This window comes from Falsiroseomonas oleicola, assembly GCF_019029495.1.
GTDB lineage: Bacteria > Pseudomonadota > Alphaproteobacteria > Acetobacterales > Acetobacteraceae > Falsiroseomonas > Falsiroseomonas oleicola.
In genome coordinates, this window is sequence record NZ_JAERQM010000006.1 from 219,814 (window position 1) to 241,260 (window position 21,447).

Sequence of the window (21,447 nt, forward strand, 5' to 3'; positions counted from 1 at the left end):
CTGTTCAGCGCGCGGGATGCGCGGGCACGAAGACCGGCTTCAGCAGCCAGCGACGCGCGATGTCGAAATAGCCGGGGAAGACGTAGTGGCCGTTATGTTCCAGCAGCTTCTCGCGATGGCGGCGCCAGAAGCCGGGAATCTCGAACCAGGCCATCTGCGGGTACAGATGGTGGACGATGTGCAGGTTGTTCCACAGGAACAGCAGGCCGAAGACCCAGTTGGATTCGACGCTGGCCGTGCGCTCGCCGGGCGTGGGGCCCCAGCGATGCTCGATGAAGGCGCGCAGCAGGCCAAGGCTCAGCCCGGGCAGGACGAAGACCAGGTAGTAGTGCCAGACCGGCATGCCGGCGACACCGGAGACGAACCACAGCACCACCGCGAGGCCCGCGAAGAAACGCAGCCAGACCGGCACATCCCGGAAATCCCCGGCGCGCAGCTTGGCCCATTCGGTCAGCACCAGCTTGCGCAGCCGCAGCACCGGCCCGATCGTCAGCCGGCCGAGCAAAGTCTGGTTGAACAGCAGCACCATGCGCCAGGGGCGTGAATAGCCGGACCAGTCGTCCTGGCGGTGATAGACGCTTTCGGTGTCCTCCCCGGGATAGGTCAGCACCGTGTTGCGATGATGCGCGGTGTGGCTGCGCTTGTAGAGTTCGAAGGGAAACCAGCCGCCGATGGGCGGCCAGACCATCGCCGTGCGCAGCCAGCGGGGAATGCTGCGCCAGCCATGGATCGCCTCATGCTGAAGCGAGAAGTGCCAGGCCAGCACATAGGCCCCGCCCAGCACCTGCAGCGGCCAGGGAATGCTGGTATGGAACCAGACCAGGGCGAACCAGGCGGCATAGATGGCGAAGGCCACGCCCCAGGTCGGCACTTCCCATCGCCGCCACCAGATCGGTGAGGGCGCGAGTGCGGCCGATCGGGGAAGGGCTTTCTCCTGCATGGCCGCAGCGTGGCAACAAACAATGGTGGCTGACAAGCGGGATCGCGCGACTCAAACCACGCCGCCGCGCCGCGTTGCGTGGAGGGCAAGCAGGCGATGCCGGTATACGCAGCAATGCAACACTGCATACGATTTCCGCATCCATCACGGGGCTGGAAGCGGCGCGAAATCCGACCATTCTCGAGGACCCATCAGGAGCGATTCGCCTTGCCCGCACCCCGCAGCCTTGCGGCCCTGGAACACGACGCGCGGCGCGACCTGGACCTGATCGCGCATCCGCGCATGGACTGGCTGCAACCCAAGACCAGCGGCGGCCGGCCCGTGCTGGATGTGCTGGTGGTGGGCGGCGGGCAATGCGGCGTGGTCACCGCCTTCGCCCTGATGCGCGACCGCGTGCGCAACCTGCTGGTGCTGGACCGCGCGGCCTATGGGCAGGAGGGACCGTGGCAGACCTATGCGCGGATGCACAATCTGCGGTCCTGGAAGGACCAGAGCGGCCCCGATCTCGGCGTGCCCTCCCTCACCTACCAGGCCTGGCATGAGGCGCAGTTCGGCACCGCGGATTGGGCGGCGCTGCGCTACATCCCCAAGGAGTTCTGGAACGACTATCTGCTGTGGCTGCGCCGCGTGGTCGGCGTGCCGGTGCGCAACGGGGTGAATGCCGGGCGCATCTCGCCCGCCCGGACGGATGACGGGCTGCCCTGCCTTTCCGTCGAGACCAGCGACGGCCCGATGCTCGCGCGCAAGGTGGTGCTGGCGACGGGGCAGGAAGGTGCCGGCGTCTGGTGGATGCCGGATTTCGTCACCGCCCTGCCCCGTCCTCTGCGCGCCCATAGCGCCGACCCGATCGACTTCGCGGCGCTGCGCGGCAAGGTGGTGGCCGTGCTCGGCGCCGGGGCCTCGGCCTTCGACAATGCGGCGATGGCGCTGGAGGCCGGGGCGGCGGCGGTGCATCTGTTCTGCCGCCGGGCGGAGCCGATGGTGGTGCAGCCCTATCGCTGGCTCACCTTCGCCGGCTTCATGCGCCACATCCATGAGATGCCGGATGAATGGCGCTGGCGCTTCATGGCGCATGTGCTGGGGCTGCGGGAGGGTTTTCCGCCCGACACCTATGCGCGCGTCCTGCATTTTCCCAACTTCGCAATGCATGTCGGCCGTGCCTGGACCGATGCGCGGAGCGATGGCGCGCGCGTGACGCTGACCACACCTCGCGGCGACTTCGAAGCCGACTTCCTGATCTGCGGCACCGGCGTGCGGATGGACCCGACTTTGGTGCCGGAACTCGCCGGCTGCGCCCACAACATCGCCCGCTGGTCGGACCGCTACACACCGCCGGCGGAGGAAGCCAATCCGCGCCTCGGCGAATTCCCCTACCTGGCCGACGACTACAGCTTCATCGAGCGCGTGCCGGGCGAGACCCCCTGGATGCGCGACATCCATCTGTTCGGCATCGGCACCACCCTGTCCTTCGGCCCCGCCGGCGCCTCCATCAACGCCATGGGCATCGCCGTGCCGCGCCTGGCCGCGGGCATCACCCGCGGCCTGTTTGCCGCCGAACTGCCGCGCTACTACGCGGAGCTGCGCGCCTATGACGTGAAGCAGGTGGAGATCGACCCGAGCCGGATCAGTTGAGGGTTTCCATCAACCGCCGCAGCAGCAGCGCGCGGGGCACCAGGCTTTCCAGATAGATCTGCTCGAAATCCGTATGCCCGCCCTTGCCATCGGCGCCCAGCCCATCGAGCACCGGCGCGAGATCGGCGCAGAAATTGCCGTCGCTGCCGCCACCTGTCTTCAGGTCCTGCAACTCGAAGCCGATCTCGGCCGCCAGCGCCTTGGCATGGTCGAACAGCGCGGCGATGGCAGGTGTCTTCTCATAGGGCGGACGGTTCAACCCGCCGGTCAGCATCAGCGTCACATCCGGGCCATGCGGACGCAGCGCCTGCATGCGCGCCAGCATCTCCTCCGCGATCGCTGGCGTCGGCAGGCGCATGTCGACGGCGGCGCGGGCTTCTTCCGCCACCACATTCGCCCGCGTGCCGCCAGCGACGACGCCGACATTCACGGTGACGCCGCGCTCGTAATCCGTCATCGCATGCAGGTCGATGATCTGCCGTGCCAGCTCGCCAATGGCGCTGCGGCCGTCCTGGTGCCGGCTGCCGGAATGCGCGGCGCGGCCCTTCACCACAAGGTCGAAACGCGCGGCGCCCTTGCGGGCCGTGACAATCTTGCCACCCTCCCGCGCCGGCTCCGTCACCAGCACATACCTGGCCTTACCGCCGAGGTCGCGGATCAGGTCCTTGCTGGTCGGGCTGCCCACCTCCTCATCCGCATTGAACAGATAGGTGATGGGCAGCGGCGTCGGCGTGCCGGCGCGCAGGAAGGAGAGGAAGGCCTCGAAGGCCAGCCGCGCGCCGGCCTTCATGTCGTAGATGCCGGGGCCGTAGGCGATGCCGTCCTGCACCCGGAAGGGCATGCGCGCCAGCATGCCCATGGGATGCACCGTATCCAGATGCGACAGCACCAGGATGCCCGGCGCATCGCCGCCCCAGGGCGAGCGCAGCAACACATGGTCGCCCATGCCGTCGCGGCCCGGGATGATTTCCACATGCGCGCCCGCCTCGCCGGCCTCCGCGGCGACCTTCGCCATCAGGGCGGAGACGGCATCGGGCGCATCGGTCGGCGTTTCATGCTCCACCCAGGGGCGGATGCTGGCGAGCAGCGCATCGGTGGTGAAGGTCATGTGGAGGGCACCAGTTTCGTCACGAGGGTTGCGGCATCACCGCCCTCCGCCAGCGCGGCGATGGCGGACAGGGCGTCTTCGGTCGCTCTGGGGCTGAGCACGCGCGCCGCGCAATCGCGGAATTTCGCCAGATGCTCCGCCTCGGTCATCGGGTTCCCGGCCGCGCCGCGGCGGATGCTGCGTGTTTCGCTCAGCGTGCCGCCATCGCGCAGATGCAGAGTCACCTGCGTCGGCGGGCGCGGGTCGGCATCCGGCAGCGCGCGCATCGTGATGCGCGGCATCAAGGCGCGGATGGAGGCGCGGTGGATCGCATCCCCCTCGAAATCCGCCAGCGCCACCTGTCCCTGTAGTGCCGCCGTCGCCAGGCAATACTCCATGCTGAAGCGTGCCTGCATCCCCGTGCGCGGATCGGGATGGATCAGGTTGCCGGCGAGCACCGCGGGCAGGGCCGTCTCGATCGCGGCGATCTCGGCAGGCGGCACCTTCATCGCCAGCAGCGCGTCCAGCGACAGGTGCGTGGCCGCGCAGGTGGGATAGGGTTTGTAGCTGATGCCCAAGGCCTCAATGGCCAGCGGCGCATTGTCGCCGGGCGGGTCCATCGCCCCCTCCGCTACTTCGGCGCCCGCGAACATCTCGACGAAGCGCCAACGGCCGGCCAGCGCCTCCGCCGCGCCATCGATGCCCTGCTCCGCGAGGATCGCCGCCAGCAGGCCCGATTTCGCGGCGAGGCCGGCATGCACGGACTTGGCCATGGCGCCGAGCTGCATGCGGCTGCCGCTGGCCATGCTGGTGGCGAGGCTGAGCGCATGCCCCGCCTGCCCGGCATCCAGCCCCAGCAGCCGCGCGCAGGCCGCCGCCGCGCCGATCGTGCCAATGGTGGAGGTGGCGTGCCAGCCCAGCCCGTAATGGCGCGGATTCACGCCGCGGCCGATGCAGGCCATCACTTCCAGACCGACGACCAACGCATCCAGCAGCGCGGGGCCCGCGGCCTGGCGCTCCTCGCCCAAAGCGAGGATGGCGGGCACCAGCACGGCGGTGGCGTGGCCATGCAGCGGGTTGAAGGTGTCGTCGTAATCCAGCACATGCGCCGCCGCGCCATTCACCAGCGCGGCCCAGGGTGCGGCCAGGGCGATTCGCGTCCCCAGCAGGCGCGAACCGCCGGCACCCCAGCGCGCAGCGGTCGCGGCGACGCGACGCGGTGTTTCCTCCACCGATCCGGCGAGCATCACGCCGATGGCGTCGCGCAGACCGGCGATGGCCAGCGGCGCCACGGCGGCCGTGCGGTCGACCGGCAGATCGGCGATCCATTCCGCCAGTCGCTGCGTCGGCCCCGCCATCCTCATCCCTTCCCGCCTGACGGGCGCAGCCTCGCGCGCCGCATGCCGCCGGGCAACCCCCGCCCGTCTTCACGCCGTCGCCGATGCCTGCGAAGCTTGCGGCCGAAGATGGGTGGAGAAGGCTGGAATGACCGGGACCAGGGCTGGAGCGATCGCGCGCGCGGAACGCTGCTTTGACGATGGCGCATATCTGGCGGCGCTGCGGAAGCTGGTCGCGGTCCCGACCGAAAGCCAGCTTCCGGACAGCCTGCCGGCGCTGACCCGCTACTGCACCGAAACGCTCGCCGATCTGATGCGCGACATGCCCTTCGAGCAGACCGTGCTGCCGAACCCGCGGGAGGGCCGCGGCCCGGTCTTCGTCGCGACCCGCATCGAGGACCCGTCCTTGCCGACCGTGCTGGTCTATGGCCATGGCGATGTGGTGCGCGGCCTGGCGCCGAAATGGAGCGAGGGGCTCGACCCCTGGCAGGTCACCGTGCGCGGCGACAAGTGGTACGGCCGCGGCACGGTGGACAACAAGGGCCAGCACCTGATCGCCATCGAGGCACTGCGCGCGGTGATGGCGGAACGCGGCGGCACGCTGGGCTTCAACGCCAAGGTGCTGGTGGAGACCGGCGAGGAACAGGGCTCCCCCGGCCTGCGCGCGATGCTGCAACAGCATCGGGAGATGCTGGCGGCGGATGTGTTCATCGGCCTCGACGGGCCGCGCCAGACCACCTTCATGCCGGAGATGAAGCTCGGCGCGCGCGGCGGCGTCGCCTTCGACCTGGTGGTGAAGCTGCGCGACCATGCGCATCATTCCGGCCATTGGGGCGGCGTGCTGACGGACCCCGGCTTCGTGCTGGCGCATGCGCTGTCCACCATCCTCGACCGCAATGGCCGCATTCTTGTGGAGGGCTGGTCGCCGGCGGCCATCCCGCCCGCCGTCAAGCGCGCCATCGGCGAACTGGTGTTCGAGGACATCCCCGGCCTGCCCGAAGGCGATCCCAGCTGGGGCGAGCCCGGCCTGACGAAAGCCGAAAAAATCTTCGGCTGGACCAGCGTCATCATGCTGGCGCAGATCACCGGCCATCCGGATGCGCCTACCAATGCCGTGCAGGGCGAGGCCCGCGCGCGGTTGCAGATCCGCCACACGGTGGACGTGCCCGGCGCCGCCTTCGTGCCGGCGCTGCGCAAGCATCTGGATGCCAGGGGCTTCCCGGAGGTCGAGATCATCCCGATGATGGAGCGCGACATGTTCGGCGCCGCGCGCACCGATCCGGACGATCCCTGGGTCGGCATGGTGGCCAACTCCATGGCGCGCACCAGCAACCGCGCGCCGAACATCGTGCCCAGCTCCTCCGGCTCCAACCCCTCCGACATGTTCCTGGAGGAGCTGGATGCGCCGGTGATCTGGATTCCGAACAGCTATGCCGGCTGCAACCAGCATGGTCCCGACGAACACGCGCTGGCGCCGCTGCTGCGTGAGGGTCTGGGGCTGATGGCCGGCATCTGGTGGGATATCGGCGAGGGCAAGGTCCCCCAGAGGAAGCGGTCATGACGGATGCCCTGCCCGCCGCGCTGATCGACCAGGTCAGCGGCAAGGAGATGATGGACAACCTGCGGGAGATCGCCCGCTGGGTGAAGCTGAGCGGCGCGGCGGAGGAGCTGGAATCGCTCGGCTTCCTGCAGCAGCGGATGAAGGCCTACGGCTTCCGCACGCAGATCCTGCTGCACGACGCCTATATCAGCCTGCCGGGCAAGGCCGCCGTCACCGTCGACGGCAAGGCGCTGCGCTGCATCACGCAGTCCTTCTCCCGCCCCGGCCGCGTCTCCGGCGTGCCGGTCTATCTCGGCCATGGGCACGATGCCGACTTCGCGGGCAAGGACCTGGCCGGCCGCATCCTGCTGTTCGAGGGCATGGCGACGCCGGCCGTGGCGCAGCGCGCCTCACATGCCGGCGCGGCGGGGCAACTGCATATCAGCCATCACGAGCATATCCACGAGATGTGCATCTCCCCCGTCTGGGGCAGCCCGGGCGCGAGCACGCTGGCGGAGCTGCCGACCACGGTGGTGTGCAGCGTCGACAATGCCGAGGGCGGCGCCATCCGCGACGCGCTGGCCGCCGGTGCGCAGCCTGTGGTGACGCTGGAGGCGGAGGTGGATACCGGCTGGCGCAAGACGCCGATCCTGGTGGCGGAGATGGAGGCGCCGCATGGCGGGGCGGAGGCGCCCTTCATCCTGCTCTCCGGCCATCAGGACACTTGGTATCATGGCGTGATGGACAATGGCTCCGCCAATGCCGGCATGATGGAGGCGGCGCGGCTTTGCGCGCTGCATCACGCCAAGTGGCAGCGCGGGCTGCGGCTGTGCTTCTGGTCGGGCCATTCGCATGGGCGCTATTCCGGCTCCGCCTGGTATGCCGACACGCATTGGGAGGAACTGGACCGCCGCTGCGCCGCGCATGTGAATGTGGACAGCCTCGGCGGCGCCGGCGCGACGGTGCTGGAGAATGCGGCGGCGATGACGGAGCTTCGCCATCTGGCGGCGGAGGCCGTGCAGGCGCAGACCGACCAGACCTACAAGGGCAAGCGCAAGGCGCGGAACAGCGACGAGAGCTTCGTCGGCATCGGCATTCCCTCCATGCTCGGCTCCATCAGCGAACAGCCGGCGCGGCATGCGCAGGCGCGCAATGCGCTGGGCTGGTGGTGGCACACGCCGCATGACCTGATCGACAAGGTCGATGAGGCCAATCTGGTGCGCGACACGCGCGTGCTGACGCAGGTGGTGTGGAAGCTGCTGGCGGAGCCGGTGCTGCCGCTGGACCACGCGGCGACCGCCGCCTCCCTGGTGCAGGAACTGGCCGGGCTTTCGGGCAGGCTGGCGGGCCGGTTCGAGATGGAGGGCCTGGTCACCGCGGCGACGCGGCTGCGCGACAGCGCGGCGCGCATCGCCGGACGGACGGCGAAGGATGCCGCGGCCGCCAATGCGGCGCTGATGCGGGCGTCCCGCGCCCTGGTGCCGGTCGACTACACGCCGGGCGACCGCTTCGGCCATGCCGCCGCCCTGCCCCTGCCCGCCTGGGCCACGTTGCAGCCGATCCGCGATCTGGCGGCGACGGAAGCGGGTACGGACGCCGAGAAATTCGCCACCGTGGACGCGACCCGCGCCCGCAACCGCCTGGCCTTCGCGCTGCGCGAGGCCCAGGCCGCGCTTGATGCCGCCGATGCGGCGCTGAACTGAAGGAAGAAGCCATCATGCGGAACGACGAACAGGTCTGGCGCAGCGTCGATGAGCGCAAGGAGACCTATGCGGAACTCAGCGACCGCATCTGGGGCATGCCAGAGCTTTGCTACAACGAGCATCGCAGCGTCGCCGAACATATCGCGATGCTGCAGGCCGAGGGTTTTGCCATCACCCGTGACGTCGCGGGCATCCCAACCGCGGTGATGGGCGAGGCGGGCGAAGGCGGGCCGGTGATCGCCATCCTCGGCGAGTACGACGCGCTGCCGGGCCTGTCGCAGGAGGCGGGCGTGGCGGAACACAAGCCGCTGCCGGGCGATGGCTACGGCCATGGCTGCGGCCACAACGTGCTGGGCTCGGCCAGCCTGCTCGCCGCCGCGGCGGTGAAGGACTTTTTGAAAGCCAACAACCTGCCGGGGCGGGTGCGCTACTACGGCTGCCCGGCGGAGGAAGGCGGCGCGGCCAAGGGCTTCATGGTGCGCGAAGGCGCCTTCGACGATGTGGACATCGCCATCTCCTGGCACCCGGCCAGCTTCTCCGGCGTGAATGACGCGATCTCGCTGGCCAATACCCGCATCGATTTTTCCTTCACCGGCCGCGCCGCCCATGCCGCATCCTCCCCGCATCTGGGCCGCTCCGCGCTGGATGCGATCGAGCTGATGAATGTCGGCGTGAACTACATGCGCGAGCACATGCCGAGCGATGCCCGCATCCACTACGCCTATCTGAATGCCGGCGGCATCGCGCCCAATGTCGTGCAATCCCAGACCAAGGTCCGCTACCTGATCCGCGCGCGGAACCTGCTCGAATTGAACGCCCTGGTGGCGCGCGTGCGCAAGATCGCCGACGGCGCGGCACTGATGACGGAGACCACCGTCTCCACCCAGGTGATCTCGGCCGTCTCGAACCTGCTCGGCAATTCGCCGCTGGAGCAGTTGATGTACGACAACTTCCAGCGCCTCGGCCCGCCGCAATTCACCGATGAGGACAAGGCCTATGCGGCCGAGATCCAGAAGACGCTGAGCGACGAGGACATCCTGTCCGGCTATCGCCGCCAGGGCGTCACGCCGGATACCGGCAAGGCGCTGTGCGAGCTGATCGTGCCGCTGGATGCCAAGGGCGCGGGCATGAACGGCTCCACCGATGTGGGCGACGTCTCCTGGAAGGTGCCGACGGTGCAGGCGCGTGGCGCGACCTATGCCATCGGCACGCCGGGCCATAGCTGGCAGGTTGTGGCGCAGGGCAAGGCGCCGGCGGCGCATACCGGCATGGTGCATGTGGCGAAGGTGATGGCCGGCACGGCGGTGGATGCGCTGCGCAATCCGGACATCATCGCCAAGGCCAAGGCCGATCATCAGGCGCGCACCGGCGGCAAGCCCTATGCCAGCCCGCTGCCGGCCGATGCGAAGCCGGCACTCGGCATGTCCCTCGCCGAGTGATCTAACCCGGACAACCCCGTGATCGCCGCGAGACTGCTTGCGGCGTTGCGGGGATGGCGGCAGCCTTCCGCTTTCTGCGGGAGGTTCTGGCCATGGCGCGGCGTCAGATGAAGCTCGGTGTTTCGATGATCGGGCTTGGCTATCACATGGCGGCCTGGCGCCATCCGGATATCGATCCGGCCGGCAATATGAAGCTGTCGCACTACGTCGATATCACGCGCATCGCCGAGCGCGGCAGGCTGGATCTGGTGTTCCTGGCGGATGGCGTCGGCATTCGCGCGCAGGATGAACCGAAGGGGGCGCTGGCCCGCTCCTCCAAGAACGTGGTGTTCGAGCCGCTGACACTGCTCTCGGCGCTGGCCATGGTCAGCGAGAATGTCGGCCTCGTCGCCACCGCCTCCACCACCTATAACGAGCCCTATCACGTCGCCCGCAAATTCGCCTCGCTGGACCATATCAGCGGCGGCCGCGCGGCTTGGAACGTCGTGTCCTCCTTCACCGATACCGAGGCGCGGAATTTCGGCTTCGAGAAGGCGCCGGACTACGACAGGCGCTATGACCGCGCCGCCGAATTCGTCGAGGTGGTGCGCGGGTTGTGGGAGAGCTGGGAGGATGACGCCTTCGTCCGCGACAAGGCATCCGGCGTCAACTACGACGAATCCAAGCTGCATGTTCTGAACCACAAGGGCGAGCATTTCCGCGTCGCCGGCCCGTTGAATGTGGCGCGCACGCCGCAGGGCCATCCCGTCATCTTCCAGGCCGGTGCCTCCGATGCCGGGCGCGAGTTGGCGGCGGCGACGGCGGACGGGCTCTATGCCGCGTCGCAGGAATTGTCCGTCGCCCAGGCCTATTACAGCGACGTGAAGGGCCGCATGGCGCGCTATGGGCGCGAGCCCGATCACCTGAAGATCATGCCCGGCATCCTCGCCGTGCCCGGCCGCACGCGGCAGGAAGCGCAGGACAAGCATGAGCAGGTGCAGTCGCTGCTCGACCCGCTGCTCGGGCTCAACCAGCTGTCCCGCGTCATGGGCGACCTCTCGGCCTATGACGTGGATGGCCCGGTGCCGGATGCGATCGACCCACGCATGCGCAGCCGCGCGCAGATTTTTCTCGACCTGGCCAAGCGCGACAACCTGACCATCCGCCAGCTCTACACGCTGGTCGCTGCCGGCAATGGCCATCGCACTGTGGTCGGCACGCCCGCCGATATCGCCGACGCCATGCAGGAATGGTTCGAGCAGGGCGCGGCGGATGGCTACAATATCCTGCCGCCCTGGCTGCCCGGCGGCCTCGCCGACGTCGTGGACCTCGTGGTCCCGGAATTGCAAAGGCGTGGCCTGTTCCGCACGGAATATGAGGGCACGACGCTGCGCGAAAATCTTGGCGTGCCCTACCCCACCCACCGCCGTGCCGCCCTCGCCCGCGGCCTGGCCGCCGAATGATGTCGGGAGACGCCACCATGCGCCTGCTCCGCCCGCTGCTGATGACGGCAGCCCTGCTCACCGCCCTGCCAGCCGCCGCCCAGGAATTGCGCATCGGCTTCAAGGCCGCGGTCGATGGCAGCGACCCGCACCAGAACTACACGCCGAACCGCAATGTCCAGTTGCACGTCTACGAACCGCTGGTGTTCCAGGACCCCTTCATGCGCCCCCTGCCCGGCGCGGCGTCGTCCTGGCGGCAGATCAGCGACGAGGCCTGGGAATTCACGCTGCGCGAGGGCCTGACCTTCCACGACGGCACGCCGGTGACGGCGGATGACGTCGTGTTCTCGATCAAGCGGGCGCGGGAGATCACCGGCCTGCGCACCTTCGTCGGCCAGACCCGCAGCATCGCCTCGGCCGAGGCGAAGGATGCGCGCACCGTCATCATCCGTACCCGCGGCCTGTCCACGCTGTTGCCGAACCAGATGGCGGTCATCGCCATCGTCTCCCGCCGGCTGGCGGAGGGCGCGGTGGAGGCGGATTTCAATGGCGGCCGCGCCGCCATCGGCACCGGCCCCTATCGCTGGGTCCGCCTGTCGCAGGGGCAGGATGTGGTGCTGGAACGGGCCGAGCGGCATTGGCGGGAGCCGGAGCCCTGGCAGCGCGTGACCTTCCGCTTCATCGGCAATGACAGCGCCCGCGTCGCCGCGCTGCTGGCCGGCGATGTGGATGTGATCGACAATGTGCCAGCCGCGCTCTACGGCCGCGTGCGCGACAGCGACCGGTCCCAGCTCATCACCGGCACGGGTCTGTTCACGCTGTACATGTATCTCGACCATTTCCGCGACCAGGTGGTCTATGCCACCGGCCCTGATGGCCAGCCCCTGGCGCGCAACCCGATCCGCGACCCGCGTGTGCGGCAGGCGATGAACCTGGCGCTGAACCGCGCCGCCCTGGCGGAACGCGCGATGGAAGGCTCCGCCGATCCGATCGGGCAGTTCGCCGGGCCGGGCTTCATCGGCCATGATCCCTCCCTGCCGGTGCCGGCGCAGGATATCGCCCAGGCACGCCGGCTGCTGGCCGAAGCCGGCTATCCGGACGGCTTCGGCCTGACCATCCACTGCACCAACAACCGCTTCGCCGGGGATTCCCGCACCTGCCAGGTGGTCGGCCAGATGCTGACCTCGGTTGGCATCCGCGTGACGGTGGATGCGCTGCCGACGGCGGTGTTTTTCCGCCGCGCCAATGGCGGCCAGGGGCTGGACCCCGAATTCACCGCCTTCATGGCGATCTTCGCCTCCTCCACCGGCGTGGCCAGCGAGACGATGAGCAGCATCCTGCGCACCCGCAACGCGGCCCTGGGCCAGGGTCCGCTGAACCGGGGCCGCTATTCCAACCCCGCCATGGATGCGGCGCTGGACCGCGTGGACCGCACGCTGGACGATGCGGAGCGGGAGCGGGCGATGGGCGCCGCCGCGCGCATCGCCATCGAGGACAATGCCATCCTGCCGATCTTCTCGCTCCGCGCCTCCTACGGTGTGCGGCGCGGCCTGACCCTGACGCCGCGCGGCGACCAGTACACCATGGCGACGGGCATCCGCACCGCGCCATGACCCGCCCGCGCATCCTGGTCATCGACCCGCAGGGCGAGGACCAGGACATCGAGAGGGCAGTGGCCGGCGAGGATGCGGAGCTGGTGTTCCGCCGCTCCAGCGGCGGGCGCCTGCCCGATCCGGCGGACTATGCCAGCGCCGATGCGGTGCTGAACTGCCGGTCCATGCACCTGCTCGGCGCCGATGCCATCGCGCTGTTCGAACGCTGCCGGGTGATCGTGCAGGGCGGCGTCGGCTTCGCGCATATCGACATCGCCGCCGCCGCCGCGCGCGGGATTCCGGTGCTCACCACGCCGGATTACGGCACGACGGAAGTCGCGGATCATGCGGTGGCGCTGGCGCTCGGCCTGCTGCGGGGGCTGCAGGGCTATGACCGGCGGCTGCGACGCGGCAATGCGGCCTGGGATGCGCGGCAGATGAAGCAGGTGCGGCGGCTCGGCACGCTGCGCCTCGGCATATTGGGGCTTGGACGCATCGGCACGGCGGCGGCTTTGCGCTTCCAGGCCTTCGGCATGAAGGTGGGCTTCCACGACCCGCATCTGCCGGTGGGCCACCAACTCGCCTTCGGCTGGGAACGCTTCGACACGCCGGAGGCGCTGCTGGCGCGCAGCGATGTGCTCAGCATCCATGCGCCGCTGGACGCCTCCAGCCAGGGCTTGCTGGATGCGCGCCGGCTGGCGCTGCTGCCGCCGGGTGCCGTGGTGGTGAACACCGCGCGCGGCGGCATCATCGATCTCGATGCGCTGCACGTGGCACTGCGCACGGGGCATCTGGCGGGCGCCGGGCTGGATGTCTTCGTCACGGAGCCGCTGGACCGCGCGCATCCGCTGATCGCTGCCTGGGCAGCCGGGGAGGCCTGGCTGGACGACCGGCTGGTGCTGACGCCGCACGCCGCCTTCTATTCCACCGCCAGCATCCGCGACATCCGCCGCCTGTCGATGCAGTACATGATGGATTTCCTGCGGACGGGCGCGCGGCCCACCTGCGTGAATGCGGCTTTGCTTTCTACAACGGCCAGAACAGCATGAGCGCCGGCACCGCCACCAGCACCACCAGCACCTCCAGCGGCAGGCCGAGCCGCCAGTAGTCGCCGAAGCCGAAGCCGCCCGGCCCCAGGATCAGCGTGTTGTTCTGGTGTCCGATCGGCGTCAGGAAGGCGCAGGAGGCGCCGATGGCCACCGCCATCAGGAAGGGATCGCTGGCGACGCCGAGCTGGCTCGCCGTGCCAAGCGCCACCGGGCACATCACGGCCGCCGTGCCGGCATTGTTCATGAAGTCGGACAGCGTCATCGTCACCACCAGCACCAGGGCCAGCGCCGCCACCGGGCCGAAGGGCGCGATGGGCGCCAGCAGCGTCTGCGCCACCACATCCGCCGCCCCCGTGGTCGCCATCGCCTCCGCCACCGGAATCAGCGCCGCCAGCAGCACGACCACCGGCCAGTCCACCGCATCATACAGTCGCCGCACTGCCATCTGGCCCAGCAGCACCACCGCCAGCACACCCGCGGCAAAGGCGATGGCGGCCGGCACCAGGCCGAAGGCGGCGGCGCCGATGGCGGCCAGCATCACCCCACCCACCATGGCCGCGCGCCGCCCATCCGGCAGGCGCAGCGTCCGCTGCGCCAGCGGCACCAGCCCGAAAAGCTGGGCGAATTCCGCCAGGGTCTCCGGCGATCCCTGCATCAGCAGCATGTCGCCCTCCCGCAGGGCCATGCTGTTGAGCCGCGCCGTGGCGTGCACGCCACGGCGCGAGATGGCGAGAAGATTGACGCCGTGCTGGTGGCGCAGGCGGATGCCCCGGGCGGACAGCCCGGCGATGGCCGCATGCGGCGGCACCACGAACTCGGCCAGCACCACCTCGGGCGACTGCAGGGCGGCGGCGGGGCTCTGCGATTCGGAGGCCGCATCCTTCTCCTCCGCATCGTCGCGCACATCCTCCTCCAGCTTCAGGCCGAGATCGGCCAGGGCGGAGGTCAGTGCCTCCGGCTCCGCCTCGATCACCAGGATGTCACCGGCATGCACCTCCCGCGACAGATGCGGTGCCGCGATCCGGCGTTCATGCCGCACCAGGCCGAGCACCTGGGCCTCGCTGGCCTTCAGCGCCTCCTCGATCGCGCGCAGCGACATGCCGGCGGCCTTGGCCCCCTCGGGCACACGCGCTTCGGTGAGATAGGCGCCGGCGCCAAAGCCCTCCGCGCCGCTGACCTTGCGCGCCGGCACCAGGCGCCAGGCGAGCGCCAGGAAGGCCAGGCCGGAAAGGGCAACGGCGACGCCCACCGGGGCGAAGTCGAACATGGCGAAGCTCTGCCCGCCCTCACTCTGGGCGCGGAAGCCGGAGACGATGAGATTGGGCGGCGTGCCGATCAGGGTCGTCATGCCGCCGAGGATCGAGCCGAAGGCGAGTGGCATCAGCAGCCGCCCCGGCGGCAGTTCCAGCCGCCGGGCGACCTGGATCGCGACGGGCATCAGCAGCGCCAGCGCGCCCACATTGTTCATGAAGGCGGAGAGCAGCGCCGCCAGCCCGGCCAGCGCCGTGATGGTCACGGTGGGTCCGGCCTTGCGCGGCACGGCGACGGCGGAAAGCCAGTCCACCGCGCCGCTGGCCTGCAGGGCGGCGCTGAGGATCAGGATGCAGGCGACGGTGACCACCGCCGGATGGCCCAGGCCGGCAAAGGCCGTCTCCGGCGCCACGATGCCGGCGGCCACGGCGGCCAGCAGCGCCGCGATCGCCACCACGTCATGCCGCCAGCGGCCCCAGATGAACAGGATGATGGTCGCCGCGAGGATGGCGAGCAGGGTGATCTGGGCGGTGGTCATCAATCTGGCCTTGGCAGCGACAACCTCCCATAGCAGGCATCACGCGGCCGGGTTGCACCAGGGCGGACCAAATCCTCAGATCTTGTGCGATTCCAGCGTGCTGGGGTGGAACAGCTCCTCCGGCGCCAGCAAGCGGCTGGACAGACCCTGGGCATGGTGGTGGCGCAGGAACCAGTCGAAGACATGGCGGTTGGCGGCCAGGCCGTAGGAGAAGAAGTCGTCCCCCATCAGACGGCGGGCGGCGCGCAGGTTCTCCTCGACGAAGGGCAGCGTGACCTTGGTGGCGGAGGTATCGGCCAGTTTTGCAAGCGCCACCGCCTTGGATTTCTCGAAGGCTTTTTGGGCGGCCGCCGGCAGCCAGGGATGCTTCTCGGCCAGCGTCTTCCGGATCCCCAGCACATGCATCACGGGAAAGATGCGCGTCTTGCGGAACCAGGCCTGGGCAGCGGCTGTCGGGTCCGGGAAGAGCCATTCGATGTTGGGGTCGCCGCGTTCGAAGCAGGAGGGCGCGCGCGGTCCCATCACCCCGTCCAGCTCGCCGGCGGCCAGCATGCCGGAGATGGTGGCACCCTCCGGCGCGTTCTCGATCACCACGCCCGGCGGCAGGTTGAGGGAGATTTTCTCGACGCGGCCGGGCGTGTCGTAGCCACCGCGCACCCAGGTGACCTCGGCGGGGGTGACGCCGTACTCCTCCTCCAGGATCGCCCGCGCCCAGACATTGGCGGTGAGCTGGTATTCCGGGATGCCGATGCGCTTCCCGCGCAGGTCCGAAGGCTTCGCAATGCCGCGATCCGTCCGCACCACGATGCAGGTGTGCCGGAAGGCGCGGGAGGGAAAGACCGGCACAGCAACATAAGGCGCGTCCCCTTTGGCGACGCGCACGGCGTAGGAGGACAGCGACAATTCGCAGATGTCAAAGGCCTCATGCCGGAAGGCGCGGAAGAAGATCTCCTCCGGCTCCAGCAGCATGAATTGCGGATCGACGGCATCGATCTGCACCTCCCCATCCACCAGGGGGCGCATGCGGTCATAGGGGCCGATGGCGATGGAAAGCTGCAATTTCGACATGCGTTATTCCGCCGCGATGGAGGACGGGGCGCTGACGAAAAGCTCGCGCTCCATCTCCGTCGTGCCGAAGCTGCGCCAATCCGTGGTCTTCGGCACCACGCCCTCGAAACTGGCGATGTCCTTCAGCGGCACGCGCGGTTCGGTGCGGCCCAGCGCCGGAGCGCCCTCGGCGAGCGCCCGCGCCGCCTCGATCATCAGCCGGCGCCATTGCACGATGGCGACGTCGCTGGCGCCGAGGCGTTCGCTGGTGCGGTCGGCGATGGGGCCCATGCTTTCCCACATCGCCATGTCCTGGGCCGGGATGCCCTTGATGCCGGTGAAATTGCCGAGCGCCATCAACCGGCGATCCTGCCCGTAGTCATTCTCCCGCACCCGGGTCTTCTGCCAATCGGCATCCACGTCGATGCCGGGCTGGAGTGCCAGGAACTTGCGCCAGTCCTCGGTGGAGGGGACTTCCGGCCCCTCCCCCCAGGCCATGAAGTAGAACCAGCTATGGGTGTCGTCGATCGGCACCGTCACCTGCGCCACATTGTAGCTGGCATTGGGCGGGATCAGGCAGGTCAGCGGCGCGACGAAGGTGGTGATGCGCACATAGTCATGCGTCGCTGCCTGGGTGATCGGCCGGCGGATCGCGGCATAGCGGAAGCCATAGGAGGTGAGTTGCACCTGAAGCCGCGGCGCCTTGTCGGTGGAAGGGCGCGTCCAGCTTTTCGCGCTCGCCCCGGCGCGGCCGACGCGGGCCGGCACCATGTCGGAGGAGTGGAGCGAGGAGGAATGGGCGCTGTCGATCTGGCCCTCGACGATCTGCGCCCAGTTGCAGGGCACCATGGTCTTGCCGATGGACACGCGCGTGGCCGGCGTCGGGGCAAAAGGCGGCGGTTCGAATTCCGGCATGTCGGCACGGTCACCGAGAAAGGCCCAGACGAAGCCGCCGGCCTCCTCCACCGGAAAGCTCGGATGCTTGAACTTGGCGGCGGCGCAGGCCTCCGGCGGTTCGCTCGGCATTTCGAGGACATTGCCCTCCACGTCGACTTTCCAGCCGTGATAGAGGCAGCGCAGCCCGCCCTCCTCGTTCCGCCCGTAATAGAGCGAGGCCTTGCGGTGCGGGCAGGCCTCCCCCACCAGGCCGAGGCGGCCGTCGCTGTCGCGGAAGGCGACCAGCTTCTCGCCCAGCACCTGGACGCGGACGGGCTTGCCATCCGCCTCCTCCACCTCCTCCGACAGGCAGACGGGCAGCCAATGGCTGCGCAGCAGGCGGCCCATGGGGGCGTCGCCGGTGACGCGGCACAGCAGCTCGTTCTCGGCCTGGGTGAGCATGGCGGTTCCTCCCGATATGCTTAGGTGACTAAGATATGCGGCCCGCCTTTCGCACTGTCCAGGGGGTGTTGACGGTAGATAGTTAGATTTCTAAGTGAATGGAAAGACGCGGAGGCAGGCAGGATGACGGAGGCGGCGTTTCGGCCCCTGCGGGTGATGGCGGCGGCGGAAATCGCCAGCGGCATTTTCCGGTTCGACCTGGCGCATCCCGAAGGCGAGCCGCTGCCGCCCTTCACCGCGGGCGCGCATCTGCGGGTGCAGGTGCCGGGCGGGCTGGTGCGGCGCTATTCGCTCTGCTCCGACCCGGAGGATGTCACCGCCTGGTCCATCGCTGTGAAGCGCGACGCGGCCGGCCAGGGCGGCTCCGTTGCCCTGTGCGACGGGGTGAAGCCCGGGGACCTGCTGCCCTGCGGCGAACCCCGGAACGACTTCCCGCTGGAGGGACGGCCGGTCGGGCGGGTCTTCATCGCCGGCGGCATCGGCATCACCCCGATCATGTCCATGATCCGGCATCTGGAGGGCTCCGGCGGGCCGCCCTGGAAGCTGTACTACCTCACCCGCTCCCCGGCCGAGACCGCCTTCCGGGAGGAGCTTTCCGCCTTTCGCGGCAAGGTGGTGATCCATCATGATGGCGGCGATCCGGACCGCGCCTTCGACCTCTGGCCCATCCTGGAACAGCCGAAGGGCCGCCACATCCATTGCTGCGGGCCGCGCGGGCTGATGCAGGCGGTGCGGGACATGACCGGCCACTGGTCCTCCGCCGCCGTGCATTTCGAGGATTTTGGCGCGGCTTCCGGCCAGACGCGCGCGGAGGATACGGCCTTCACCGTGGGCCTGGCGCGATCTGGCGGTGAGGTGACCGTGCCGGCCGGCACCACCTTGCTCGCGGCGCTGCATGCGGCGGGGCATGCCGTGCCATTCTCCTGCGAGAGTGGCACCTGCGGGTCCTGCCGCACCGGCCTGATCGCCGGCGCGGTGGACCATCGCGACCTGGTGCTGATGGAGCATGAGAAGGCCATGGCGATCATGCCCTGCGTGTCCCGCGCCGCCCCCGGCTGCGACCATCTGGTGCTCGACCTGTGACCAGCACGCCCGAGCCGGAGCTGGACCTGCGGCCGCCGCGCCGGCTGAAGCTGGGCGTAGCCGGGCTGGGCCGGGCCTTCATGCTGATGCTGCCGGGGCTGGCGCATCATCCGCGCATCCAGCTTGTGGCCTGCGCCGATCCGCGGCCGGAGGCGCGCATCCGCTTCACCGCCGATTTCGACGCACCCTCCTACGCCGAATTCGGCGAGCTCTGCGACGATCCGAATGTCGAGGCGATCTACCTCGCCACGCCGCACCAGTTCCACGCCGCCCAGGTCGCCCGCGCCGCCGAGGCCCGCAAGCACATCCTGGTGGAAAAGCCGCTGGCGGTGACGCTGGCGGAGGCGGCCTCCATGGTCGAGCGTGCGCGGGCGGCCGGGGTGCATCTGATGGTCGGCCACAGCCATGCGCAGGATGGGCCGGTGCTGGCCGCAAGGCGGTTGATCGCCAGCGGGGAGGTCGGCGCGCCGCGCCTGATGACCGCGCTGAACTACACCGATTTCCTGTACCGCCCGCGGCGGGCGGAGGAGTTGGACACAAGCCAGGGCGGCGGCGTGGTGTTCAGCCAGGGGGCGCATCAGGTGGATGTGGTGCGGCTGCTGGGCGGCGGGCTGGTGCGCTCCGTCCGGGCCATGACCGGCGCCTGGGACCCGGCGCGGCCGACCGAGGGCGCCTATGCCGCCTTCCTGACCTTCGCGGATGGCGCGGCGGCCAGCCTGACCTATTCCGGCTATGGCCGCTTCGACAGCGACGTCTTCCTCGACTGGGTGGGGGAGATGGGCCAGCGCAAGGATCCCGGGCGCCATGGCCTGGCCCGCGCGGCGCTCGCCGGGCTGCCGGATGCGGCGGCCGAGGCGGCGCTGAAGGCCAGCCGGACCTATGGCGCGCCCGGCCAGCCGCCCGGCCTGCCGCCGCTGGAACCCCCCGAATTCCACAACCAGTTCGGCCTGGTCATCGCCAGTTGCGAACAGGCCGACCTGCGGCTGACCGCCCAGGGGGTGGAGGTGCATGGCGATGCCGCGCGCCGCCTCCGCAAGGCCCCCCTGCCCGCCGTGCCGCGCGGCGAGGTCTGGGATGCATTGTGCACTGCGGTGCTGGATGGCATTCCCCCGCTGCAGGATGGTGCCTGGGGCATGGCCACGCTGGAGGTCTGCCTCGCCATCCTGCAATCCGCCCGCGAGGGGCGGGAGATCGCGCTGCATCACCAGGTGGCGCCGAAAGGACCTTGAGACATGCCGACGCTCCGCATTGAGGCGCAGCAGGATGCCGCCAGCGGGTTGTTTTTCCTGGAAGTCTTTCTGCCGGCTGAGTCCCCGACCCCCTTCGTCAGCACCGCGCCGCGCTACAGCAGCGCAGCGGCGGCCGAGCAGGACATGATCGCCACCCTGACGGCGGCGGCGAATCGACCGCGTAAGTCATGAACGATCGTGAGTCGGCTTTGCCCTTCGAGCAAAGCCTCGGCTTCCTGGTGCGCGACCTGAACCGGGCCATCCAGCGCAACCTGCAGGCGCGTATCCAGCCCAGCGGTGCGACGCTCGGCGCCTGGTACTTCCTGCGCGTGCTCTGGGAGGAGGACAGCCTGACCCAGCGGGAGCTGGCGCAGCGCATCGGCATGCAGGAACCCACCGCCGTCATCGCCCTGCGCGGGATGGAGGAGGCAGGCTGGATCGTCCGGGAACGCAGCGAGACCGATCGCCGCAAGGTGCATATCCACCTGACCGACACCGGCCGCGCCCTGCGGGAAGCGCTGCTGCCCGAGGCCAAGGCGGTGATCGCGGAGGCGCTGGTCGGCATGGAGGAGGCGGAGGTGGACACCCTGCTCAGCCTGCTGCGCCGCGCCCGCGCCAACCTGGCCGAGCCCGCCCCCGCTACCCCGCCCCATGCTACCCCGGCGGCGAAAGCCCGAGCCGCCGCGCGGCGGCTGCCACGCAGCGGCTGAACACCTCCAACGCATCGAAGGGCAGGTCCTGGCCGGCTTCGGGCAGGAAGACCGGCAGTCCGCCGGCCTGTTCCACCGCGCCGGGGATCATCAGATTGTCCGGCAGGCCGAAGCCGCCCACCGTCAGCCCCGACATCGGGTCCGGCACCGCCGCGAGCAGCGCGGCGCTGCGGGCGGCGAAGGGTGTGGCGCTGTTGGAATAGGCGAAGATCGGCCGCCCCCGGCCGAGGAACCAGCCCAGTTCCACCAGCGTGCCGGCATCGGCCGAGGCGCCGCGGAAGGGGGTGAGGTTGGCGATCACCAGATCGGCGCGTTCCATCATCGCCAGGTCCTTGGCGAAGATGACGCGCCAGGCCTCGGCCTCCGCCATGCTGGCCAGGGAGGCCACATCCTCGTTCAGCGGCGGCAAGGCGGTGATGCCGTGGCGGGCGCAGATCGCCGATTTGCGGGCGGCCTGGGCCGGCGCATCGGGCAGGAAGACATCGGGTCCGGCGAGATAGGCGAGTGGCAT

18 protein-coding genes are annotated in these 21,447 nt (G+C 69.5%); 11 read left to right on the forward strand and 7 right to left on the reverse strand.

What is annotated here, in order from left to right; all coding sequences use genetic code 11:
- Nucleotides 1-4 precede the first annotated feature (4 nt).
- The gene (locus JJQ90_RS19890) at nt 5-871 is read right to left on the reverse strand and encodes a fatty acid desaturase (RefSeq protein ID WP_216878005.1); all 867 of its coding nucleotides are present in this window, start codon (nt 869-871) and stop codon (nt 5-7) included.
- A 276-nt stretch (nt 872-1,147) separates the two neighbouring features.
- On the opposite strand from JJQ90_RS19890, the gene JJQ90_RS19895 reads away from it, so the two are divergent.
- Nucleotides 1,148-2,572 (forward strand): NAD(P)-binding domain-containing protein, encoded by a 1,425-nt coding sequence (locus JJQ90_RS19895; RefSeq protein WP_216878006.1) that lies wholly within the window; start codon nt 1,148-1,150, stop codon nt 2,570-2,572.
- Here JJQ90_RS19895 and JJQ90_RS19900 read toward each other — a convergent pair.
- Entirely contained in the window at nt 2,565-3,680 is a 1,116-nt protein-coding gene (locus JJQ90_RS19900) for a M20 family metallopeptidase (protein ID WP_216878007.1), read from the reverse strand. The two genes, JJQ90_RS19895 and JJQ90_RS19900, sit on opposite strands and share 8 nt — an antisense overlap.
- Nucleotides 3,677-5,017: an MmgE/PrpD family protein gene (locus JJQ90_RS19905; protein ID WP_216878008.1), complete on the reverse strand. Its 1,341-nt coding sequence runs from the start codon at nt 5,015-5,017 to the stop codon at nt 3,677-3,679. Before JJQ90_RS19905 ends, JJQ90_RS19900 begins: the two co-directional genes overlap by 4 nt.
- 127 nt (nt 5,018-5,144) lie before the next feature.
- On the opposite strand from JJQ90_RS19905, the gene JJQ90_RS19910 reads away from it, so the two are divergent.
- Genes JJQ90_RS19910 through JJQ90_RS19935 form a run of 6 tightly spaced genes read left to right on the forward strand, consistent with a single transcriptional unit; the run spans nt 5,145 to nt 13,740 of the window.
- Nucleotides 5,145-6,557 carry a M20/M25/M40 family metallo-hydrolase gene (locus JJQ90_RS19910; RefSeq protein ID WP_216878009.1) on the forward strand — a complete coding sequence of 471 codons (1,413 nt, stop codon included), beginning with the start codon at nt 5,145-5,147 and terminating at the stop codon, nt 6,555-6,557.
- Nucleotides 6,554-8,239 carry a M28 family peptidase gene (locus JJQ90_RS19915; RefSeq protein WP_216878010.1) on the forward strand — a complete coding sequence of 562 codons (1,686 nt, stop codon included), beginning with the start codon at nt 6,554-6,556 and terminating at the stop codon, nt 8,237-8,239. Before JJQ90_RS19910 ends, JJQ90_RS19915 begins: the two co-directional genes overlap by 4 nt.
- Before the next feature lie 14 nt (nt 8,240-8,253).
- Complete coding sequence (locus tag JJQ90_RS19920; protein ID WP_216878011.1) at nt 8,254-9,678, forward strand: M20 family metallopeptidase; 1,425 nt, start codon at nt 8,254-8,256, stop codon at nt 9,676-9,678.
- 53 nt (nt 9,679-9,731) lie between these two features.
- Nucleotides 9,732-11,120, forward strand: coding sequence for an LLM class flavin-dependent oxidoreductase (locus tag JJQ90_RS19925; RefSeq protein WP_230410829.1), 1,389 nt, complete (start codon nt 9,732-9,734; stop codon nt 11,118-11,120).
- Nucleotides 11,121-11,137: 17 nt separating this feature from the next.
- A complete protein-coding gene (locus JJQ90_RS19930; protein WP_216878012.1) occupies nt 11,138-12,712 on the forward strand; it encodes an ABC transporter substrate-binding protein in 1,575 nt (524 codons plus the stop codon).
- Nucleotides 12,709-13,740, forward strand: coding sequence for an NAD(P)-dependent oxidoreductase (locus JJQ90_RS19935; protein WP_216878013.1), 1,032 nt, complete (start codon nt 12,709-12,711; stop codon nt 13,738-13,740). The genes JJQ90_RS19930 and JJQ90_RS19935 overlap by 4 nt, the downstream gene beginning before the upstream one ends.
- On the opposite strand, the gene JJQ90_RS19940 is transcribed toward JJQ90_RS19935, so the two are convergent.
- The 3 genes from JJQ90_RS19940 to JJQ90_RS19950 form a co-directional block, all read right to left on the reverse strand.
- Complete coding sequence (locus tag JJQ90_RS19940) at nt 13,718-15,529, reverse strand: SLC13 family permease (RefSeq protein ID WP_216878014.1); 1,812 nt, start codon at nt 15,527-15,529, stop codon at nt 13,718-13,720. The genes JJQ90_RS19935 and JJQ90_RS19940 overlap by 23 nt on opposite strands.
- Nucleotides 15,530-15,604: 75 nt before the next feature.
- Complete coding sequence (locus JJQ90_RS19945) at nt 15,605-16,597, reverse strand: PhnD/SsuA/transferrin family substrate-binding protein (RefSeq protein WP_216878015.1); 993 nt, start codon at nt 16,595-16,597, stop codon at nt 15,605-15,607.
- A 3-nt stretch (nt 16,598-16,600) separates the two neighbouring features.
- Nucleotides 16,601-17,914, reverse strand: a complete 1,314-nt coding sequence (locus JJQ90_RS19950; RefSeq protein ID WP_216878016.1) for a Rieske 2Fe-2S domain-containing protein — start codon at nt 17,912-17,914, stop codon at nt 16,601-16,603.
- A 123-nt stretch (nt 17,915-18,037) separates the two neighbouring features.
- Here JJQ90_RS19950 and JJQ90_RS19955 point away from each other — a divergent pair, with 123 nt between their 5' ends.
- From JJQ90_RS19955 to JJQ90_RS19970, 4 genes are read left to right on the forward strand one after another with little or no spacing between them, the layout of a single operon-like run.
- Nucleotides 18,038-18,997 carry a PDR/VanB family oxidoreductase gene (locus JJQ90_RS19955; RefSeq protein WP_216878017.1) on the forward strand — a complete coding sequence of 320 codons (960 nt, stop codon included), beginning with the start codon at nt 18,038-18,040 and terminating at the stop codon, nt 18,995-18,997.
- On the forward strand, nt 18,994-20,226 hold the full coding sequence (locus tag JJQ90_RS19960; protein WP_329959482.1) for a Gfo/Idh/MocA family protein: 1,233 nt from the start codon (nt 18,994-18,996) through the stop codon (nt 20,224-20,226). The genes JJQ90_RS19955 and JJQ90_RS19960 overlap by 4 nt, the downstream gene beginning before the upstream one ends.
- Before the next feature lie 3 nt (nt 20,227-20,229).
- Complete coding sequence (locus JJQ90_RS19965; RefSeq protein ID WP_216878018.1) at nt 20,230-20,418, forward strand: hypothetical protein; 189 nt, start codon at nt 20,230-20,232, stop codon at nt 20,416-20,418.
- Nucleotides 20,415-20,936, forward strand: a complete 522-nt coding sequence (locus JJQ90_RS19970; RefSeq protein WP_216878019.1) for a MarR family winged helix-turn-helix transcriptional regulator — start codon at nt 20,415-20,417, stop codon at nt 20,934-20,936. The genes JJQ90_RS19965 and JJQ90_RS19970 overlap by 4 nt, the downstream gene beginning before the upstream one ends.
- Here the strand turns inward: JJQ90_RS19970 and JJQ90_RS19975 are convergent.
- Entirely contained in the window at nt 20,881-21,447 is a 567-nt protein-coding gene (locus tag JJQ90_RS19975; RefSeq protein WP_216878020.1) for a nucleoside 2-deoxyribosyltransferase, read from the reverse strand. The genes JJQ90_RS19970 and JJQ90_RS19975 overlap by 56 nt on opposite strands.

Excerpts from the sequence above, each read along its gene's own strand:
- JJQ90_RS19965 (WP_216878018.1), top strand. The coding sequence starts at position 20,230 with ATGCCGACGCTCCGCATTGAGGCGCAGCAGGATGCCGCCAGCGGGTTG.
- JJQ90_RS19925 (WP_230410829.1), top strand. The coding sequence starts at position 9,732 with ATGGCGGCAGCCTTCCGCTTTCTGCGGGAGGTTCTGGCCATGGCGCGG.
- JJQ90_RS19900 (WP_216878007.1), bottom strand. The coding sequence starts at position 3,680 with ATGACCTTCACCACCGATGCGCTGCTCGCCAGCATCCGCCCCTGGGTG.
- JJQ90_RS19905 (WP_216878008.1), bottom strand. The coding sequence starts at position 5,017 with ATGGCGGGGCCGACGCAGCGACTGGCGGAATGGATCGCCGATCTGCCG.
- JJQ90_RS19910 (WP_216878009.1), top strand. The coding sequence starts at position 5,145 with ATGACCGGGACCAGGGCTGGAGCGATCGCGCGCGCGGAACGCTGCTTT.
- JJQ90_RS19920 (WP_216878011.1), top strand. The coding sequence starts at position 8,254 with ATGCGGAACGACGAACAGGTCTGGCGCAGCGTCGATGAGCGCAAGGAG.
- JJQ90_RS19940 (WP_216878014.1), bottom strand. The coding sequence starts at position 15,529 with ATGACCACCGCCCAGATCACCCTGCTCGCCATCCTCGCGGCGACCATC.
- JJQ90_RS19930 (WP_216878012.1), top strand. The coding sequence starts at position 11,138 with ATGCGCCTGCTCCGCCCGCTGCTGATGACGGCAGCCCTGCTCACCGCC.
- JJQ90_RS19945 (WP_216878015.1), bottom strand. The coding sequence starts at position 16,597 with ATGTCGAAATTGCAGCTTTCCATCGCCATCGGCCCCTATGACCGCATG.
- JJQ90_RS19970 (WP_216878019.1), top strand. The coding sequence starts at position 20,415 with ATGAACGATCGTGAGTCGGCTTTGCCCTTCGAGCAAAGCCTCGGCTTC.
- JJQ90_RS19915 (WP_216878010.1), top strand. The coding sequence starts at position 6,554 with ATGACGGATGCCCTGCCCGCCGCGCTGATCGACCAGGTCAGCGGCAAG.
- JJQ90_RS19975 (WP_216878020.1), bottom strand. The coding sequence starts at position 21,447 with ATGCCACTCGCCTATCTCGCCGGACCCGATGTCTTCCTGCCCGATGCG.
- JJQ90_RS19950 (WP_216878016.1), bottom strand. The coding sequence starts at position 17,914 with ATGCTCACCCAGGCCGAGAACGAGCTGCTGTGCCGCGTCACCGGCGAC.
- JJQ90_RS19955 (WP_216878017.1), top strand. The coding sequence starts at position 18,038 with ATGACGGAGGCGGCGTTTCGGCCCCTGCGGGTGATGGCGGCGGCGGAA.
- JJQ90_RS19935 (WP_216878013.1), top strand. The coding sequence starts at position 12,709 with ATGACCCGCCCGCGCATCCTGGTCATCGACCCGCAGGGCGAGGACCAG.